At 71.3% G+C, this 16,733-nt stretch carries 15 protein-coding genes; 9 read left to right on the forward strand and 6 right to left on the reverse strand.

Annotation, left to right across the window (positions count from 1 at the left end; translation table 11 throughout):
* The first annotated feature begins 14 nt into the window (after nucleotides 1-14).
* Nucleotides 15-311: a hypothetical protein gene (locus RM446_RS07320; RefSeq protein ID WP_311544394.1), complete on the forward strand. Its 297-nt coding sequence runs from the start codon at nucleotides 15-17 to the stop codon at nucleotides 309-311.
* 167 nt (nucleotides 312-478) lie between these two features.
* Here the strand turns inward: RM446_RS07320 and RM446_RS07325 are convergent, their stop codons facing one another.
* The gene (locus RM446_RS07325) at nucleotides 479-1,459 is read right to left on the reverse strand and encodes a DUF389 domain-containing protein (RefSeq protein ID WP_311544395.1); all 981 of its coding nucleotides are present in this window, start codon (nucleotides 1,457-1,459) and stop codon (nucleotides 479-481) included.
* 218 nt (nucleotides 1,460-1,677) lie between these two features.
* Between RM446_RS07325 and RM446_RS07330 the strand changes: the two genes are divergently transcribed.
* Nucleotides 1,678-2,604 (forward strand): AEC family transporter, encoded by a 927-nt coding sequence (locus RM446_RS07330; RefSeq protein ID WP_311544396.1) that lies wholly within the window; start codon nucleotides 1,678-1,680, stop codon nucleotides 2,602-2,604.
* A 302-nt stretch (nucleotides 2,605-2,906) separates the two neighbouring features.
* Here RM446_RS07330 and RM446_RS07335 read toward each other — a convergent pair whose 3' ends face one another.
* The 4 genes from RM446_RS07335 to RM446_RS07350 form a co-directional block, all read right to left on the reverse strand.
* Nucleotides 2,907-4,352, reverse strand: a complete 1,446-nt coding sequence (locus RM446_RS07335; RefSeq protein ID WP_311544397.1) for an endo-1,4-beta-xylanase — start codon at nucleotides 4,350-4,352, stop codon at nucleotides 2,907-2,909.
* A gap of 500 nt (nucleotides 4,353-4,852) precedes the next feature.
* Nucleotides 4,853-5,170 (reverse strand): transcriptional regulator, encoded by a 318-nt coding sequence (locus RM446_RS07340; protein WP_311544398.1) that lies wholly within the window; start codon nucleotides 5,168-5,170, stop codon nucleotides 4,853-4,855.
* Nucleotides 5,171-5,387: 217 nt separating this feature from the next.
* Nucleotides 5,388-5,756 carry a VOC family protein gene (locus RM446_RS07345; RefSeq protein WP_311544399.1) on the reverse strand — a complete coding sequence of 123 codons (369 nt, stop codon included), beginning with the start codon at nucleotides 5,754-5,756 and terminating at the stop codon, nucleotides 5,388-5,390.
* Between the two features lie 104 nt (nucleotides 5,757-5,860).
* On the reverse strand, nucleotides 5,861-6,562 hold the full coding sequence (locus tag RM446_RS07350) for a pyridoxine/pyridoxamine 5'-phosphate oxidase (RefSeq protein WP_311544484.1): 702 nt from the start codon (nucleotides 6,560-6,562) through the stop codon (nucleotides 5,861-5,863).
* A gap of 360 nt (nucleotides 6,563-6,922) precedes the next feature.
* On the opposite strand from RM446_RS07350, the gene RM446_RS07355 reads away from it, so the two are divergent.
* Complete coding sequence (locus tag RM446_RS07355; RefSeq protein WP_311544400.1) at nucleotides 6,923-7,528, forward strand: DUF1349 domain-containing protein; 606 nt, start codon at nucleotides 6,923-6,925, stop codon at nucleotides 7,526-7,528.
* A gap of 121 nt (nucleotides 7,529-7,649) precedes the next feature.
* Nucleotides 7,650-8,621, forward strand: coding sequence for a TIGR03557 family F420-dependent LLM class oxidoreductase (locus RM446_RS07360; RefSeq protein WP_311544401.1), 972 nt, complete (start codon nucleotides 7,650-7,652; stop codon nucleotides 8,619-8,621).
* Between the two features lie 69 nt (nucleotides 8,622-8,690).
* On the opposite strand, the gene RM446_RS07365 is transcribed toward RM446_RS07360, so the two are convergent.
* Nucleotides 8,691-9,443 (reverse strand): phosphatase PAP2 family protein, encoded by a 753-nt coding sequence (locus RM446_RS07365; RefSeq protein ID WP_311544402.1) that lies wholly within the window; start codon nucleotides 9,441-9,443, stop codon nucleotides 8,691-8,693.
* A 695-nt stretch (nucleotides 9,444-10,138) separates the two neighbouring features.
* On the opposite strand from RM446_RS07365, the gene RM446_RS07370 reads away from it, so the two are divergent.
* The 5 genes from RM446_RS07370 (at nucleotide 10,139) to RM446_RS07390 (ending at nucleotide 16,483) form a co-directional block, all read left to right on the forward strand.
* Nucleotides 10,139-10,816, forward strand: coding sequence for a GntR family transcriptional regulator (locus RM446_RS07370; protein ID WP_311544403.1), 678 nt, complete (start codon nucleotides 10,139-10,141; stop codon nucleotides 10,814-10,816).
* A 368-nt stretch (nucleotides 10,817-11,184) separates the two neighbouring features.
* Nucleotides 11,185-12,312 (forward strand): pyruvate dehydrogenase (acetyl-transferring) E1 component subunit alpha, encoded by a 1,128-nt coding sequence (gene pdhA, locus RM446_RS07375; RefSeq protein ID WP_311544404.1) that lies wholly within the window; start codon nucleotides 11,185-11,187, stop codon nucleotides 12,310-12,312.
* Between the two features lie 18 nt (nucleotides 12,313-12,330).
* Nucleotides 12,331-13,329: an alpha-ketoacid dehydrogenase subunit beta gene (locus RM446_RS07380; protein WP_311544405.1), complete on the forward strand. Its 999-nt coding sequence runs from the start codon at nucleotides 12,331-12,333 to the stop codon at nucleotides 13,327-13,329.
* A 14-nt stretch (nucleotides 13,330-13,343) separates the two neighbouring features.
* Nucleotides 13,344-14,648: a dihydrolipoamide acetyltransferase family protein gene (locus RM446_RS07385; RefSeq protein WP_311544406.1), complete on the forward strand. Its 1,305-nt coding sequence runs from the start codon at nucleotides 13,344-13,346 to the stop codon at nucleotides 14,646-14,648.
* 389 nt (nucleotides 14,649-15,037) lie between these two features.
* Nucleotides 15,038-16,483 (forward strand): serine hydrolase domain-containing protein, encoded by a 1,446-nt coding sequence (locus tag RM446_RS07390; RefSeq protein WP_311544407.1) that lies wholly within the window; start codon nucleotides 15,038-15,040, stop codon nucleotides 16,481-16,483.
* The last annotated feature ends 250 nt before the right edge of the window (nucleotides 16,484-16,733 follow it).

The following is a 16,733-nucleotide window of genomic DNA, read 5'->3' on the forward strand; positions in this document are numbered from 1 at the left end:
CCACCATCGGTTGGGTGAAGCAGATCGCCTCCGGCGGGGTGCGCGTCGGGTTCTCCGGCGGACCGCTCGACGGCCGGGAGTATGCGGTGGACGAGGCGCCCGAGTCCGTCGTCGTGATCGAGCGGCCGCACGAGCCCGACACCGTGCCCGGTGAGCACCCCGCCGACCGCGCGCTCCGGCTGAGCGCCGCGCAGCCCTCCCTGCACCGCTACCGCCGTACCGGGCGGTCGGAGCGGGGGTCGGTGTACGGCTACGGCGGCACCGTCGAGCGCGCCGACGCGGAACTGCTGTTCGTCCCGCACACCGGATGAGCGGACTGGCGCGGCCGCCGCCCCGCGCTGTGCGCACGCGGACGTCGACCCCGCCGGTCAGCTGCTTCTGTCCTGCAGGCGCCGGGCGAGCACTCCCATGCCCTGGTCGCCCGCCCCTGCCGCAGCGACGAGCACGCGGACAGGCCCGGACGTCCTCCGGCAGCGGGTCAGCGCTGGCTGAGGGGGCGCCCCTGTTCGCCGTTGCGGTGCTCGCGGCGCGTGCGCACGGCCAGCACGACGGTGGCGGCGATCATGATGCCGACGAGGTTGACGACGAGCTGCTCGATCGACTGGATCGCGCGCCCCCAGTCGAGGAGTGTCGCCGCGACGACCGCGTAGGAGGCGGCGGGCACCGTGGTCACCGAGATGAAGACGCCCACCAACGCGGACGACTTGGCCGAGAGGAGGCTGAGCATGCCCGCGGCGCCGGCGAGAAGCGCGACGATCAGGGAGAACGGCCCCACCTCGTAGATGAAGTCGACCTGGCTCTGGTTGCTGAGCCCCGACGCCCTGATGGTCACCAGCCCGGTCCACTCCAGCACCAGCATGAATACGGTGGTGATCGCCATTGCGACGCCGAACCCGACCGCCGTCGTGCCGGCGGACTGGCGCACCAGGTCCCAGCGGCGGCCGATGAGGCCCACGCCGAAGGCCGCCAACGGGCCGAAGTCGGGGGCGACGGCCATCGCTCCCACCACGGTGACCGGCGAGTTCGTCACCACGCCCACCGCCGCGATCATCAGCCCCAGCGTGAGGAACGTCAGGTAGACCCAGTTGAGGTGGGAGTCGTCGTCGGCGCGGGAGATCAGCTCCTCCCACACCACCGCCTCATGGCCGTGGCCGGGTGCGTCGGCTCGGGCGGTGTCGGCCGAGTCCGACAGCGTGGTCTCCAGCGCCTCCAGGGTGATGGCGCCGGTGTGGTCGATGTCGAGCTTGGAGAGCTGCAGGAGCACGTCGTCGACGCACTCGCGTGCCAGGTCCGCCTCGACGGCGTCTCCCTCGGGTTGGACCGCGGCCTTCTCGAAGACGACGACGTGCGCCACGCCGACCTGGCCCTTCAGTACTTCGAGCACGTCGTCGGTCCGATCGTGCGGTGAGATCACCCTCAGGTGCAGCAACTCCCGGCCCTTCCAGCCCTTTCCGAACATACGAAGACACCACCTTAGGGGCTGGATACCGCTGGTATGCGCCGGTTTGGCACAGGCTGGCCACTCAGGAGGCGTTCGTGCATACCGATTCCGCAACGCGGCCCCTGGCGGACCCGGCAGGTGTGAGCCACGCCGTGGCGGCGTCCGGCGGGCACGGCTAAGGTCGTCGCGGCCCGACGGATCCGGTGTCGGGCGAGGGGCGATACGGGGGGCGCGCCGTGACCGGGGTCGTGATCGGGTTCGGCGTGATCGCGAGCATCGTCGCCCTCGGCTACATCCTCGGCCGGCTGGACGCCCTCGGCGACAACGGCAGCCGCGTGCTGACCAACCTCGCCTTCTTCGTCGCCACCCCGGCGCTGCTCTTCGAGATCCTCTCCGACGCCGACCTCTCGACGCTCGTGCACGCTCCGCTGCTGGTGAGTGCACTGAGCATCGCGGTGGTAGCGGCCCTGTTCCTCGCCGTCGCCGCTCTGCGCCGCTGGGACGCGGGTTCGACGACGATGGGCGCGCTGTGCGCGGGCTACGTCAACTCCGGCAACCTCGGCATCCCCGTCTCGGCCTACGTGCTGGGCGACGCCTCACTGGTCGCGCCGGTGCTGCTGCTGCAGCTGATGGTGGTGGTCCCGATCGGGCTGACCGCGCTGGACCTGGCGCGCCGCACGCCGGGCACCCGCGTCGGCCTCGCGCGCATCGTGGCAGCGCCGCTGCGCAACCCGGTCGTTGTCGGGTCCCTGGCGGGCGTCGCCGTGGCGGCGAGCGGCTGGAGCGTGCCCGAACCCCTGATGCAGCCGTTCGAGCTGGTGGGATCGATGTCGGTCCCGTCGGTGCTGCTGGCCTTCGGAATCTCCCTGCACGGCAGCCCTCTGCCCGGGCGCGGCCCGCAGCGCGGGCCCGTCGCGCTCGCCGTCGTACTGAAGTGCCTGGTCCAGCCCGCCGCCGCGTGGGCGATGGGCACGTTCTGGTTCGGGCTCGAAGGTGTGGAGCTGTTCACCGTCGTGGTGATCGCCGCCCTGCCGACCGCGCAGAACACCTATACCTACGCCGTGCGCTACGACACCGCCACGCGGATGACCCGAGAGATCGTGCTGCTGACGACGTTCCTGACCCTGCCCGTGCTGGTGGCGATCGCCTTCCTTCTGGGGTAGGTGCCCTACCCGCCGCGGACGCGCCGCTGTGCATGCGGCTGGGCGGAAGTGCGCGCCGGCAACCACTCCGCACGTTTTCGCGCCCGACTACGAATCGGCGCAGGTGATCGACGGCTCGGCGGATGCCCCCGGCATCGGCCGGCAGGGACGCGGGCGCGCGAACGGCCCCCGCCGCTGTGCGGCGAGGGCCGTGGACGGGCCGGCCGAAATGGGGGATGCGGTCCGGCCGGCCCGGCGGTCTCCTGGCCCGGCCGCGGCGCCGGTGTCACGACAGGCGCGTGTGCGGCCCGAAAGGGGAGCGGCTAGGAGACCGAGCAGGACTGCCCGTTGAGCGTGAACGCCTCGGGTTCGTCGTTGGTGCCGCTGTGGCCGGCGTTGAAGCCGACCGTCACGGAACCGCCCGCCGGGACGTCGCCGTTCCATCCGGTGTTGGTGGCGGTCACAGTGGAGCCGGACTGGGACCACTCGGCGTTCCACCCGTTGGTGAGCTGCTGACCGCTGGGGAAGTCGAACTCCAGGTTCCAGCCGTCCAGCGCGGAGTCGCCGTTGTTGGTGACGGTGACCTGGCCGGTGAACCCGGTGCTCCACTCGTTGGCGGCGGAGTAGTCCACGGCGCAGGGGCCGGATGTCGGAGGATCGTCGTCGTCGCCTCCACCGTCGCCGGTCCCGCCCAGGGCCTCGTGCACCGCGTCGTAGGCCGGCTTGGGCTGGTAGTTGTCGTTGAACAGCAGCGGGGCGCCCTGGCCCTCGAACGTGCCCGGCACCCAGGAGTACTGGTCGGAGACGCCCCAGACCGTGACGGCAACACAGCCGTCGACCGCGAGGCAGGTGTCCATGACCGAGCGGTAGTCGCGGGCCTGCTGCTCCAGCTCGCTCTGGCTGGCCGGCATCTCGATGCGCACGTCCAACTCGGTGATGGCCACCTTGATGCCGAGGTCGGCGAAGCGCTGGATGTTCTGCTGCATGCTGCCGGGCACCTGGCCGTTGATCAGGTGCGCCTGCAGGCCGATCCCGTCGATCGGGACGCCTTGGGCGATCAGGTCCTGGATCAGGTTGTAGTAGGCGTCGCTCTTGGCGTTGACCCCGTCGATGCTGTAGTCGTTCAGCCACAGCTCGGCGTTGGGGTCGGCCTCGGCGGTCATGCGCAGCGCGTCGGCGACGAAGTCCGGGCCCAGGGTCCGGTAGAAGACCGAATCGCGCCAGGAGCCGTCGCCCAGGAAGATCTCGTTGGCGACGTCCCAGTAGGCGATCTCACCTGCGTAGCGGCCGGCCACCCGGTCGATGTGGTTCTCCATGACCGAGCGCAGTTCGCTCTCGCTGAAGTTCCCGTTCTCCACCCAGGACGGGAGCTGGTTGTGCCATACGAGCGTGTGCCCGCGCACCTTCTGGTTGTTCGCCTGGGCGAAGTCCATGAAGGCGTCGGCGCCGCCGAAGTCGAACTGGTTGCGGGAGGGCTCGGTGGACGCCCACTTCATCGCGTTCTCGGGTGTCGCGGCGTTGAACTCGGTCGCCGCCAGATCGGCGTACTGGCTGTCGTTCTGCAGATGGTTCGATGCCAGCGCCGCGCCGATCTCGAAGCCCATCTGGTCGGCGTGGTCACGGAGCGGGGCGTCGGCGGCCGCCGGAGCGGCCGGTACCAGCACCGCCGCGCCGAGAAGCGTCGCGAGCGCCGCGCCGACGGCCCGCCGGGCGGGGGCCGCCCGGTGGCGGCGCGGGGTCTGGCGACCGCCGCTTCTTGCGAGTCTCACGTCAGGCACCTCCAGGTGCGCGAATCCAGTGGAATCGGGGGGGGATCGTGAAGGTGGAGCGCTCCCAGCTCATGAGCGTGATGAACGTAACACCGGTTCTGACGGCTCGGGAAGGAGAGATTACGGACCAATCAGGCACCCGAGCGGGCATGGGTCCAATACCAGGAGATTCGCTATCTCTCGGCAATGAATCCGAAACTATCGGTCGCTATTTCCCCAATAACGTGCGTCCGGAACAAGAAAAAAGTACGGTCCGCTAACGGCAAATTCGAATGCAGGCTCTTCCGAGAAGACACAGAGACCGAAGGCTCACAATCGGAAACTTCGATAGTTTCGAACAAAAGGCCGCAATAGGAGTGACCGAATAAGGGCCGAATAGGTCAACCGAAACAGGCGTCCGTGGCCCGCCTTCGCTCCACCTCGACGCGTGCGGCGGAGCGCTGCCGGATGCGCGTCCTCCGGTGATCCGCCGCGGACGGCCCGGGCGGACGCGCGCCGACTCAGCTCCGCGGGGCCGGGCCGCGCGCCTGAGCGCAGAGGCGCTCCAGCGCCTCCAGGTGGCGCGCCAGCGCGGCCCCGCCCTCGTCGGTCAGCCGGATCCACGTGCGGCGCCGGTGGCGCTCGGTCATCTTGCGCACCTCGGTGTACCCGGCGCCCTTGAGCGCAGTGACCTGCTTCGACAGCGCCGAGTCGCTGCATCCGACGCTGTCGCGCACCTGGGTGAACTCCACCCATTCCGCGCCTGCCAGCCGGACCAGGATCGCCAACCTCGGCCGTACGTGGATGAAGTCGTCGAACAGGGTCTCGGTGATCGGCATGCGCTGCCTCCCCTGGTCTCGGGGCCGCCCTCCCGGTAGCAGGCGCGCGAGCGGGCCTGCGCGGCGTAGGCGGCCCCCGGCCCGGCGAGCCGGGCCGGTTCTGCGGCGGAGTGAGCACGGTGCCGCGGAGTCGTGCGGCCGACCTGCCCGTACCCCAGTCGAACACGCCGCACCGCACCACGGTCGGTGCCGCGCCGGTGGCGGCCCGCTCCGCCGCTTACCCCGCGGGCTGGGAGGGCGCGAGGACCAGGCAGAACGGGTGGCCCGCGGGGTCGGTGTAAACCCGGAAGGTGCCGTCCTCACGGACCTTGGCAGCGCCGAGGGCGAGCACCCGCTCCTCGGCCGCAGCGATGTCGTCGACGTCGACGTCGAGGTGGAACTGCTGCGGATAGGCGGGATCGGGCCAGCGCGGCGGGACGTGGTCGGGTGCGAGCTGGAAGCTCACCTGCGTCCCGTCCCGGTCGCCGATGTCGACCCAGTCGCCTTCGGCCCGCGTGATCGGCATGCCGAGCACCTCAGAGTAGAACGCGGCCAGCGCGCGGGGGTCGGGGCAGTCGAGGACAACGGTGGAAAGCCGACCGATCATCGTTTGCTACTCCTCGGGTCTCGGAACGGACGCGCGGCGGCAAGCGCCGCTGCTGCCATGGTCGCGCGCCCCTGTGACATTCGGGCCGGCCGCACGGGCAGCGCTCAGGGCCGCAGCAGCGCCCGCTGCCACCGGCCCTCCCCCGCAGCCGTGTACCGCAGGCGGACGTGGTTGCGGTCGCGCGACCCCTGCCAGAACTCCACGTAGTCGGGGCGCAGCGTGTACAGCGTCCACTCCGGCGCGACGAGCGAGGGGTCCGCGTCGACGCGCTCGCGGGCCTCGGCCAGCTCGCGTTCGTGCTCGCCCACCGAGGCCATCGGCGCGCTCTGCCCGCCCACGAGCGCCTCCGCGCGCGCGTCGGGAGAGCGGGCAAGGAAGTCGGCGGCGCCGGTGCGCGGGCTCTCGGGCGCGACCGTGCCGGCGATTCGGATCTGGCGGCCCACTCGCGGCCAGTAGCAGGCCAGCGCCGCGTGCGGGTTGGCGTCCAGGTCGCGCCCCTTGGGGCTGGCCGATCCCGTCGCGAACGACCAGCCGTTCGGGCCGACGTCCTTGAGGATCAGAAAGCGGGATGCCACGCGGTTGGCCGCGTCGGCCGTTGCCAGGTTCATCACGTGCGGCTCCGGCACGCCCGCGCCAAGAGCGTGGTCGAGCCACCGCGTGAACAGCTCCACCGGGTCGTCCGGCGCCGTATCGGGGTCGAACGCCGGAATCTCCCCCGCAAACACCGGGATCCCGCGCAGCCCGCGCAGCCGCTCCCGCATCGGGCCGCCGACCTGCGCCCTCCCTCCACCGGGTTCGCCCGCCATGACTCTCACCCGTCCCCTCCGTCCCGCGTGTGTGCCGGGCTCGCAGCATCCGCGGGCCCGCCGATCAGCATAGGGGCCCAAGGAGGAGGCAGAGGAGGGCGCCGCGCCGCCCCGCGGAACGGCCGGCGGCCCGCCCGACCCCTTGTGTGCTGGGACTCCCGCACGGGATCGGGACGCGCAGCTGTACCATGGGAGCGCTCCCGAATTCGCTGCGCACCGGTTCGCACCACTGCCGATAGCCCCTTGCCGCGGCCGACCGGCGATCAGTATGTTCCTCGCCAATCCCCAGGGCGGAGCGAGTCCCGTCCCGCCCGTTCAGCCGCCGCGCCCCGCGGCCCCCGTGCGCCATTGGAGCCCCTCATGGCCGATCCCGTCTCCCTGTCGGCATTCCCTGTCACGATGCGCTGGCTCAACGCGCCCGAGGCCTACACGGTCGAGGGCTACGACAGGCTCGTCGTCAGCGCCGCCGGCGGCACCGACCTGTTCACCGAACCTGCCGACGGCACGCTCCACGACAACGCCCCCGCGCTCGTCGGTGCGCTCAACGGCGACTTCTGCGTCAGCGCGCGGGTGCGCCTCGACCTGACCGCGACGTTCGACGCGGCGGCGCTGGTACTCCACTCCGGCCCCGACGCTTGGGCAAAGCTGTGCGTGGAGGCCTCACCGCAGGGCAGCGGGACCGTGGTGTCGGTGGTCAACCGCGGTGTCAGCGACGACTGCAACCACTTCCGCGCCGACCCCGCGGCCGCCGACATCCGGCTGCGCGCCGGGCGCATCGGGTCGGCCTACGCCTTCCACGTACGCGTGGACGGCGGCCCCTGGGAGCTGATCCGGTACTTCGCGCTGCGCGAGGAGGCCGAGGTCGGCTTCCTCGCCCAGAGCCCCACGGGTGCGGGCACGACGGCCCGCTTCGAGGAGATCGCCTACTCTGCCGAACGCATCGCCGACGTGCGCGACGGCAGCTGAGCCGACCGCACCCGCCCTTGCGGGCCCGGACCGTCCGACCTCGCGGCACCCCCGGCGGGCATGCCCCCCGGGCACCCGGGTAGCGGCACGCCGGACGCCGGCACCGGGTGTGGAGGGGATCATGCAGATCGGCTACAAACTCTTCGCCGAAGGCTACTCGCCGCAGGAGATGGTGCGCCAAGCCGAGCGCGCCGAGGCGGCGGGCTTCGACTTCGTCGTGATCAGCGACCACTACCACCCGTGGCTGGAGAGCCACGGGCACTCGGGCTTCGCCTGGTCGATCCTGGCAGCCATCGCGGCCCGTACCCGGCGGATCGGCCTGGCCACCGGCGTGACCTGCCCGTTCATCCGCTACCACCCCGCACTGGTCGCGCAGGCCGCGGCCACGACCGCGCTGCTGGCCGACGGGCGCCGCTTCGTGCTCGGCGTGGGCTCGGGCGAGCAGCTCAACGAGCACGTGGTCGGTCGGCCCTGGCCCTCGGTCACCGAGCGCCACGCGATGCTGCGGGAGTCGCTGCACATCATCCGGCTGCTGTGGCAGGGCGGCTACCGCTCCTTCGAGGGCGAGCACCTGCGACTGGTCGACGCCCGGGTCTTCGATCTGCCCGAGGACCCGCCGCTGATCGCGGTGGCAGCGGGCGGTGCGGCTGCGGCGAGCCTGGCGGGCGAGCTCGGCGACGCCCTCTTCGCGACCGAGCCCGACCACGCGCTGACCCGCGCCTACCGCCACTCCGGCGGAAACGGGCCCCGCTACGCCGAGGTACCGCTGTCCTGGGCGCCCGACGAGGAGACCGCGCTGAAGTCCGCGCACCGCATGTTCCGCTTCGGCGCGACCGGGTGGAAGGTGCAGGCCGAACTGCCCAACGTGGCCAACTTCGAGGCTGCGACGGCCCACGTCCGCGAGGATGACATGGCCTCGGCCTTCGGATACGGACCCGATCCCGAGCGCCACGTCGCCGCCGTCGAGCGGTTCGCCGACGCCGGGTTCGACCGCCTCGCGCTGGTGAACGCCGGGCCGGACCCCGACGGGTTCTTCGACTTCTTCGCCAAGGAGCTCAGCGGGCGGTTGGACGCCCCCGCGCCGGCGGGGTGAGCGCGTGCGGCGGCGGATCCGTGCCCTTCGCGCCGCGGGGAGGGCCCGGCCCGGGTTCCGGCGTCGGACTCAGCCCCGCTCGGCCGACTCTCCCGAACCGCCCTCGGCCCGGTCGTCCTCGCCGCGGCCGCCGTCCTCGCCGCGCCACAGGCTGCCGCCGTACCACGGCCACCAGTAGACGGTGCGCCCTTCGGGGATCATCCGGTCCAGCCGGATGGTGAGGACGAGTGCGAGGCCGCCCGCGACCATGCCGGTCATCAGGTCGGTGAACCAGTGGAAGTGCAGATAGACCGACACCATCGCCTGTAGCACGGCGATGCCCACGATGCAGTAGGCCAGCCGACGGACGATGTGCGGCCGCGCCGCCCGGTAGCGGATGATCAGGAACAGGACGAGCCCGTAGATCAGGATGGCGTTGGCACCGTGGCCGGAGGGGAAGGAGACTCCGGAGTCGGAGAAGAACGCGGGGTCGTGCGTGCGGGGGTGGCTGCGGGTGAACAGCAGCTTCATCGCCGCGACGAGGCAGACCATGCCGAAGGGCCCGACGGCGCCCAGGATGACCGGCCGCCAGGAGCGGTGCCAGTAGGCCAGCTGCAGGCACGTCACGCCCAGCACCGGCAGCGCCACGAACCGCGACGCGACCGTGTCGGGCCACAGGATCATCGGAACCCGCAGCTGTTCCCAGAACGGCCGAGGTGCGTTGTTGATCAGATTGTCGATAGGGTGGAGCGGGCCGGCTGAGAGAACGGTCATGATGATCAATGCCACAGCCAGCATGATCGCCGTCTTGTCGGACGCCAGCCCCCACGCGATCTCACTCACGCTCGGCCAGGTGACCTGTGGTGCTCCGGATCGGCGGCCTGATGCGCCGCCGACCGAGGTCCGGGAACCGACGAGCGATCGCCGTGTCTGTGACAAGGGTCTCGACATCCCGGCGCGCAACAGCGGGTTCGACCGGATCCGCAGTGTATGCATCATGTGCTCAGTGCTGTCTCACGATTCGTGGGCTGGCCTGCGGCACGTTTGTGCGTTGGGGGGACGGGCTCGCCGCTCGGTTGGGTCGGTTGGGAACGGGTGCGCCAAGACGCCGGGGACACGGTGGTCACGGCCTCCCCTGGTCGGCTTGCCAGTGGGGCACCGGCGCCACCGGAGACCGCACCGCAGACGGTGCGGGGACGTGCCGCAGCCCGGGCGGACGTACCGCCGGAGTGCCGCACATTGCCGCGCCATCGCGCTTGACTGGCTTGGATGGAACATTTCCGACAGTCGAGCATAGCGTCCCGCTACCCACGACGGCACTGACACTCGCAGAGCGCCCCTTCTCCGATCTCCGGATTCACCCCCTGGTCAGCGCGGTCCCGGTTGTTGTTCACCCCCGCGCCCACCGGTGCCTGCCGCGGCGGGGACGCCGCCCGGCGGAGGTCCGGGCCGTCTCGCGTATGGCACTCTTCGTAGTGGAACCCGACTCCGCTCCCCGCGCGACGCCCTGCCCGGGGCCCCGAGCAGAAAGGCCGTTGATGGTCGACCTCCCGGAGTGGCCGGACGACCCCGCCCGCCTGTCCCGGAACCCCCTGCGCGAGCAGATCCGGCACATGCTGGTGGAAGGTCTGCTCTCGGGCCGCTGGCAGCCGGGCGAGCGCATCGTCGAGCGCCGCGTGGCGACCGAGTTCAACGTCAGCCAGGCGCCGGTGCGCGAGGCCTTGCGCGAACTGGAGAATCTGCGCCTGATCGAGTCGGTGCCGAACAAGGGCGCACGCGTTCGCGACTTCGGCGTGGCGGACATGGCCGAGATCTACCCGGTGCGTGCGGGACTCGAACTGGTGGCGGCCGAGCTTGCGTCGCCCCGGCTGGCGGCCGACCCGCGCCCGCTGGAGCGCGAGGTCGAGGCCCTGCGGCGCGCCACGGCCGACGGCGACGTCGAGGAGCAGATCAAGCACAGCGTGGAGTTCCACCGCGAGATCGTGCGGGCGGCCGACAACAGTGTGCTCCTGCACACCTGGGAATCCCTGGGCGTCGAGGTGTGGACGCGGCTGTCCGTGCGGTGGCTGAACATGGAGCTGCACGCCAAGGCGGCCGACCACGCCCAGATCACCGACGCGTTCCGCAGAGCCGACCCGGATGTGGGGCGCATGGTGCGCGAGCACGTCCTCAACTACGTGGAAGCCGCGCTGAAGACCTACGGCCGCGCGGGCTGAGGCCCGCGGGGACGTGCCACCCCGCCAGTCCGATTCGCGATGGGTGTCCCGTAAAGTCGTATTGATCGATCATCGATCAGTACGTAGAGTGTGCGCGACGCACATCACACGGTATGTGCACCGATGGAGCTACGCGAGCCGACCGAAACGAGTGACCCGAGCCCGCAACCGGGGAAGGGTGACACGGAAGGCGGGCGGACGCGAGTCCAGCCACGGACAGCTAGCCAGCCACTTGCGCGCCCCGCCGATTGAGCCCGGCGCCGGCGCACCCTCTTCCCGGGCCCGGTTCCGACCGCGTACCCGGGTAGCGGCCTTCCCGGGCCCGCCGGCCCCCGAAAGGCCGCCTCCGCACGTAGAAAGGCACCAGCATGGCTGACACGGCCAAAGCGAAGGGCGGCGGCACCGCCAGGAGCACGGGGGGCCGCCGGCGGAGCCGGAAGGACAGCACCACCTCGGCCGCCCGCGGCGCGACCTCCGGCGTCGCCGACGAGAAGCCTGAGGTACTGCTCGACTACTACCGGCGGATGCTGCTGGTCCGCCGGTTCGAGGAGCGCACGGGACAGGCCTACACCCAGGCGCGCATCGGGGGCTACTGCCACCTGAACCTGGGCGAGGAGGCCACGGTCGTCGGCCTCATGGACTCCCTGCAGGAGCGCGACTACCTCTACACCAATTACCGCGACCACGGCTACGCCATCCACAAGGGCATGAGCCCGCGGCGGGTCATGGCCGAGCTCTACGGGCGCACCGACGGTGTGGCCAAGGGCTGGGGCGGTTCCATGCACATGTACGACACCGAGACCCGCATGCTCGGCGGTTACGGCATCGTGGGCGGCCAGCTCCCCCTGGCCACCGGTGCGGCGCTGGCGATCTCCTACCGCGGCGGCGACGAGATCGTCATGTGCCAGATGGGCGACGGCACCACCAACATCGGGGCCTGGCACGAGGCCCTCAACCTCGCCTCGCTGTGGAACCTGCCCATCGTCTACACCATCGTGAACAACTTCACCGGCATGGGAACCGCGGTCCACCGCTCCTCGGCCGAGCCCGACCTGTACAAGCGCGGGTCCGCCTTCCGCGTCGAGGGCGTGCGTGTGGACGGCCGCGACGTGCTGGCCGTGCGCGACGCGGCCGCCGACCTCGTCGAGAAGGCCCGCTCCGAGCAGCGGCCCTACATCCTGGAGTGCACGAGCCACCGCCTCAAGGGCCACTCCGTGGTCGACCCCGCCAAGTACCGCACCGAGGAGCAGGTCGCCGAGGCCCGGTCCAACGACCCGGTGGCCGACTTCGCCGACCAGCTGGAGAAGGCGGGGGTGCTGACCGAGGAGAAGAAGCAGGAGATCTCCGACTCGGTCAAGGAGGAGGTCGCCGACGCCGCGGACTTCGCCGAGAACAGCCCGCACCCCGAGGTCTCCACGCTCTTCGACTACACCTACGCCACCCCCGTGGCGAACGAGTCGCGCCGCATGCCCGCCGACCCGGTGTTCGCCGAATAGACCTCAAGGAGCGGGTACATGTCTGTGATCACTTACCGCCAAGCCCTGCGCGACACGCTGCGGGCGGAGATGCTCCGCGACGAGAACGTCCTGCTTCTCGGCGAGGAGATCGGCCTCTTCGAGGGCTCCTACAAGATCACCGAGGGGCTGCTCACCGAGTTCGGCGAGAACCGGGTGCGCGACACCCCGATCTCGGAGGAGGGCTTCGTCGGCGCGTCCGTGGGCGCGGCGATGCTGGGGCTGCGCCCCGTCGTGGAGCTGATGACGATCAACTTCTCCCTGATCGCCATCGACCAGATCATCAACCACGCCGCCAAGGTCTACGGGATGTTCGGCGGCCAGACCAGCGTGCCGATGGTCATCCGTACCCCCGGAGGCGGCGGGCAGCAGCTCGGCGCGACGCACTCGCAGAACATCGAGCTGTTCTACTCCTTCATCCCCGGGCTGAAGGTCCTCGCCCCCAGTTCGCCGGCCGACGCCGCCGCCATGCTGCGCGCGGCCGTCCGCGACGACGACCCGGTGATGCTCCTGGAGAACCTGGGGCTCTACAACTCCAAGGGCGAGGTTCCCGACGGCGACGAGGCGGTCGCCGAGATCGGCCGGGCCGCTGTTACCCGCGAGGGCGCCGACATCACGCTCATCGGCTACTCGCGCATGGCCGCCGTCGGCCTGCAGGTCGCCGAGCGGCTGGCCGCAGAGGACATCAGCGTCGAGGTCGTCGACCTGCGCAGTCTGCGCCCGCTGGACCGGCAGACCATCGTCGACTCGGTCCGCAGGACCGGCTGCGCGGTGATCGCCGAGGACGACTGGCTGACCTACGGGATCGGCGCCGAGATCGCCGCGTCCATTCAGGAGGGGGCCTTCGACTACCTGGACGCCCCGGTGCGCCGGGTGGCCATGGCCGAGGTGCCGCTCCCCTACGCCAAGCCGCTGGAGACCGCGGCGCTTCCGTCGGCAGAGTCGATCACCACCGCCGTCAAGGAGACCCTGAGCGCTGTGGGCAAGCGAGTCGGGTGAAGGGGAACCACACGATGTCAGAGATCTACATGCCGCGCCTCTCCGACACCATGGAGGAAGGCGTCATCAGCTCCTGGGTCAAGAACGTCGGCGACAAGGTCGCCTCGGGCGACGTCCTCGTCGAGATCGAGACCGACAAGGCCGTCATGGAGTACGAGGCCTACGAGGACGGCTACCTCGTCCAGCAGGCGGTCTCCGAGGGCGACACCGTCCCGATCGGCGCGGTGATCGGCCACATCGGCGACAGTCCCGACGCGGTGCCCGAGGAGTCCTCCTCCAAAGGCGCGGCGGCTCCCGCCGAGGAGAAGCCCGCTGATAGCGGCACCACCGGTAAGGAGGCGCCGGCGGAGACGCAGGACGGCGGAGAGGGGGCTCCGCAGCCCGCCGCCCCCACCGACCCCGACGGCTCCGCGGGAACGCGTCCGCGCAGCTCCCCGCTGGCACGCCGGCTCGCGCGCGAGTACGGGCTGGACATCGAGTCGATCAGCGGCTCGGGCCCCAAGGGACGGATCGTGCGAGCCGACATCGAGGCCGCCGCCAAGCAGCGCCCGGCCGCGCCCGAGACCGCCCCCGCGCCGTCAGCCGCCGCTCCGCAGGCCTCCGCCGGCCGGGAGGCCTTCGACGACGGCCGCGACTCGACCGAGCTCCAGGTGAGCAACGTGCGCAAGGTGATCGCGCGCCGCCTCACCCAGAGCAAGCAGGAGGCGCCGCACTTCTACCTGCGGCGGACGATCGACGCCGAGGGACTCAAGGACTTCCGAGCGCAGATCAACGCCCAGTTGGAGAGCACCGGCAGCAAGATCAGCTTCAACGACCTGATCGTCAAGGCGTGCGCGACCACCCTGCGCGCCCACCCCGAGGTCAACCGGTCGTGGGTCGACGAGAAGCTGCTGCAGCACGGCCGCATCAACGTGGGCGTCGCGGTGGCTGTGGAGGCCGGGCTGATCGTCCCTGTGCTGCACGACACCGACAAGCTGGCGCTGTCGGAGATCGGCGAGCGCAGCCGCGAGCTCGCCGGACGCGCCCGCGAGGGCAAGCTGAAGCCGCAGGAGATGAGCGGCGGCACCTTCAGCGTCAGCAACCTCGGCATGTACGGGATGGACAGCTTCTCGGCGGTCATCAACCCGCCGGAGGCGGCCATCCTGGCCGTGGGGGCGATGAAGCAGCAGCCGGTGGTGCGCGACGGCGAGGTCGTGGTCCGCAACACCATCTCGCTGGAGCTGTCGGTGGACCACCGCGCGGTCGACGGCGCTGTCGGCGCGGCCTTCCTGAAGGACCTCGCCGAGGTGCTGGAGAACCCGATGCGGATCGTGGTCTGAGCGGCCCGTCCCCGGATACGCCGCGGCGCCCGTCCCCTCGCGGGGGTGGGCGCCGCCGCGTGTCCGGGGGCCTGCGCCGAGCCCTTGCCGACTGTCCCCGTCGATCTTGTAGCTATCGTCACTGAAAATCGTTTTACTTCACGATAGCTACAAGATCAACGGTGATTTCCGGGTGTCCGGGGACGGGCCTGCGCCGAACCCTTAGGGGAGCCGCCCGGCGGCGACTGCCGGCCGACCACCTCGGGAGTCCGGGGCGACTCAGGGTGGCGCCCTGATCCGCCGCACCCCGGGCGGGTGGGACGGTGGCACCTGCTCGCGGCGCCCATTCGGGCGGGATGCGGCCTTGCCGCCGCGCCGACCGCGGTCCTTCAATCATCAGGAGTATTCGCATGCGGTCGGTCCCCCTACTGTGCCTGGCGCTCGCCGCCGCGGTCCTCGTCCCCTCGGCGGTGCCCGCGTCCGCGGTCGCCGGCGACGCCGAGGGGTTCGACCCCGCCGAGGCCGACGCGTTCGTCGCGGACTACCTCGACCGCCACGGGCTCCCGGGTGCCGCCGTCGCGGTCGTGCGCGACGGCGAGACCGTATTCGAGGCCGGATACGGCGAGGATTCCCGTGGGGAGCCGCTCACCGAGCACAGCAGGTTGCGCATCGGCTCCGTCTCCAAGTCGTTCACCGCCTTCGCCGCTCTGCGGCTCGCGGACGAGGGCCGACTCGACCTCGACGCCCCGGTCGGCCGCTACCTGCCCGACGTCGGTTTCGGCCGCGCCATCACCGTCCGCCAACTACTCGCCCACACCTCGGGGCTGCCCAACCCCACCATCGTCGGCCCCGCCGATACGCTGGAGGAGGGCGCCGCCAGAACGCGCGACTGGACCACGGTCACCGAGCCCGGAACCGACTACGCCTACAGCAACGCCAACTACTGGCTGGCCGCCCGCGTGGTCGAGGAGGCGAGCGGACGCCCCTTCGACGACTACCTCGCCGACCGGGTCTTCGCTCCCCTGGGCATGGACGAGACGGTCAACGCCACCACCACGGGCGATCACGTCGACGGGCTGGCCGACGGATACGTCACCGCCTACGGGACTGTGCTGCCCGCGGCCGGGGCCGAGGAGATGAACAGCGGGGCCGGCGGCGTCGTCAGCACCGCACACGACATGGCGTCGTGGCTTGCGATGCAGCAGCGGGGCGGCGTCGGCCCCGGCGGCCGGCGCCTTCTCCCGGAGGAGCTGATCCGCCAGTCGCACACGCCGCAGCGCAACGCCGAACGGTCGGGGCTGGGCTGGAAGCGCAGCAGCCCTGGGATCGCCCCCGCCCGGATCTCGCACAGCGGGATTACCTCCGGATTCAACGCACAGCAGGACCTGGTGCCCAGCAGCGGCTACGGCGTGGCGGTACTGCTCAACAGCTTCACGCCCTCCCGCGAGCAGGCCTACGAGATCAGCTCGGGGATCATCGACCTGACCGAGGGCCGCGATCCCGACCCCGGGGCGCCGACGGCGACCCTGGTCGACCTGTCGCTCGGCGCGCTCACACTGCTGACGCTGTCCCTGGGCACGCTGGGCCTGCGGCGCGCGTCCGGATGGGCGGCGCGGCGCGCGTCCTGGTCGGCGTGGCGGTTCGTCCCGCGCCTGCTGCCCCAGGTGGCGGCTGCGGTACCGGCCGTGCTGCTCTTCCTCGTGGCGCCGGCGCTGCAGGACAACAGCTACACACCCGTTGACGCGTTCCTGCTGTTCCCCGCTCTGACCGTGCTCCTGGCGGCCCTGGCCCTCGTGGGGGCCGTCCTCACCGCCGCGCGGGTCGCGGCGCGGCTGCGTGCCAGGCCGCGGCCGTAACCGGGCCCGCGGGGTCGCGCCGAGGGACGCCGCCTGCTGCGCAGTATCGACAGCCCCGCCACCTGCAGTGTTTCACGTGGAACCGGGGCGGGCGCGCCCTCCGCGCGCCCCGGGCGGCGCGGACCCGGGCGCGACGGATCCCCGCTGCGGTGGCGGGGAACACGGCGTATGCGCAAGGCTGGGCACCGCAGGCGACCCGAAACGCCGTCCGGGACGCCGCGTCGGAGGCGGCCCTCCCCTTCACCGCCCC

The organism is Streptomonospora wellingtoniae, from assembly GCF_031845375.1.
GTDB lineage: Bacteria > Actinomycetota > Actinomycetes > Streptosporangiales > Streptosporangiaceae > Streptomonospora > Streptomonospora wellingtoniae.

What these genes read in the sequence shown, in the direction of transcription:
- RM446_RS07325 (WP_311544395.1), bottom strand. Translation starts at nt 1,459, where the DNA reads ATGTTCGGAAAGGGCTGGAAGGGCCGGGAGTTGCTGCACCTGAGGGTG.
- RM446_RS07340 (WP_311544398.1), bottom strand. Translation starts at nt 5,170, where the DNA reads ATGCCGATCACCGAGACCCTGTTCGACGACTTCATCCACGTACGGCCG.
- RM446_RS07345 (WP_311544399.1), bottom strand. Translation starts at nt 5,756, where the DNA reads ATGATCGGTCGGCTTTCCACCGTTGTCCTCGACTGCCCCGACCCCCGC.
- RM446_RS07350 (WP_311544484.1), bottom strand. Translation starts at nt 6,562, where the DNA reads ATGGCGGGCGAACCCGGTGGAGGGAGGGCGCAGGTCGGCGGCCCGATG.
- RM446_RS07355 (WP_311544400.1), top strand. Translation starts at nt 6,923, where the DNA reads ATGGCCGATCCCGTCTCCCTGTCGGCATTCCCTGTCACGATGCGCTGG.
- RM446_RS07360 (WP_311544401.1), top strand. Translation starts at nt 7,650, where the DNA reads ATGCAGATCGGCTACAAACTCTTCGCCGAAGGCTACTCGCCGCAGGAG.
- RM446_RS07370 (WP_311544403.1), top strand. Translation starts at nt 10,139, where the DNA reads ATGGTCGACCTCCCGGAGTGGCCGGACGACCCCGCCCGCCTGTCCCGG.
- pdhA (WP_311544404.1), top strand. Translation starts at nt 11,185, where the DNA reads ATGGCTGACACGGCCAAAGCGAAGGGCGGCGGCACCGCCAGGAGCACG.
- RM446_RS07380 (WP_311544405.1), top strand. Translation starts at nt 12,331, where the DNA reads ATGTCTGTGATCACTTACCGCCAAGCCCTGCGCGACACGCTGCGGGCG.
- RM446_RS07385 (WP_311544406.1), top strand. Translation starts at nt 13,344, where the DNA reads ATGTCAGAGATCTACATGCCGCGCCTCTCCGACACCATGGAGGAAGGC.
- RM446_RS07390 (WP_311544407.1), top strand. Translation starts at nt 15,038, where the DNA reads ATGCGGTCGGTCCCCCTACTGTGCCTGGCGCTCGCCGCCGCGGTCCTC.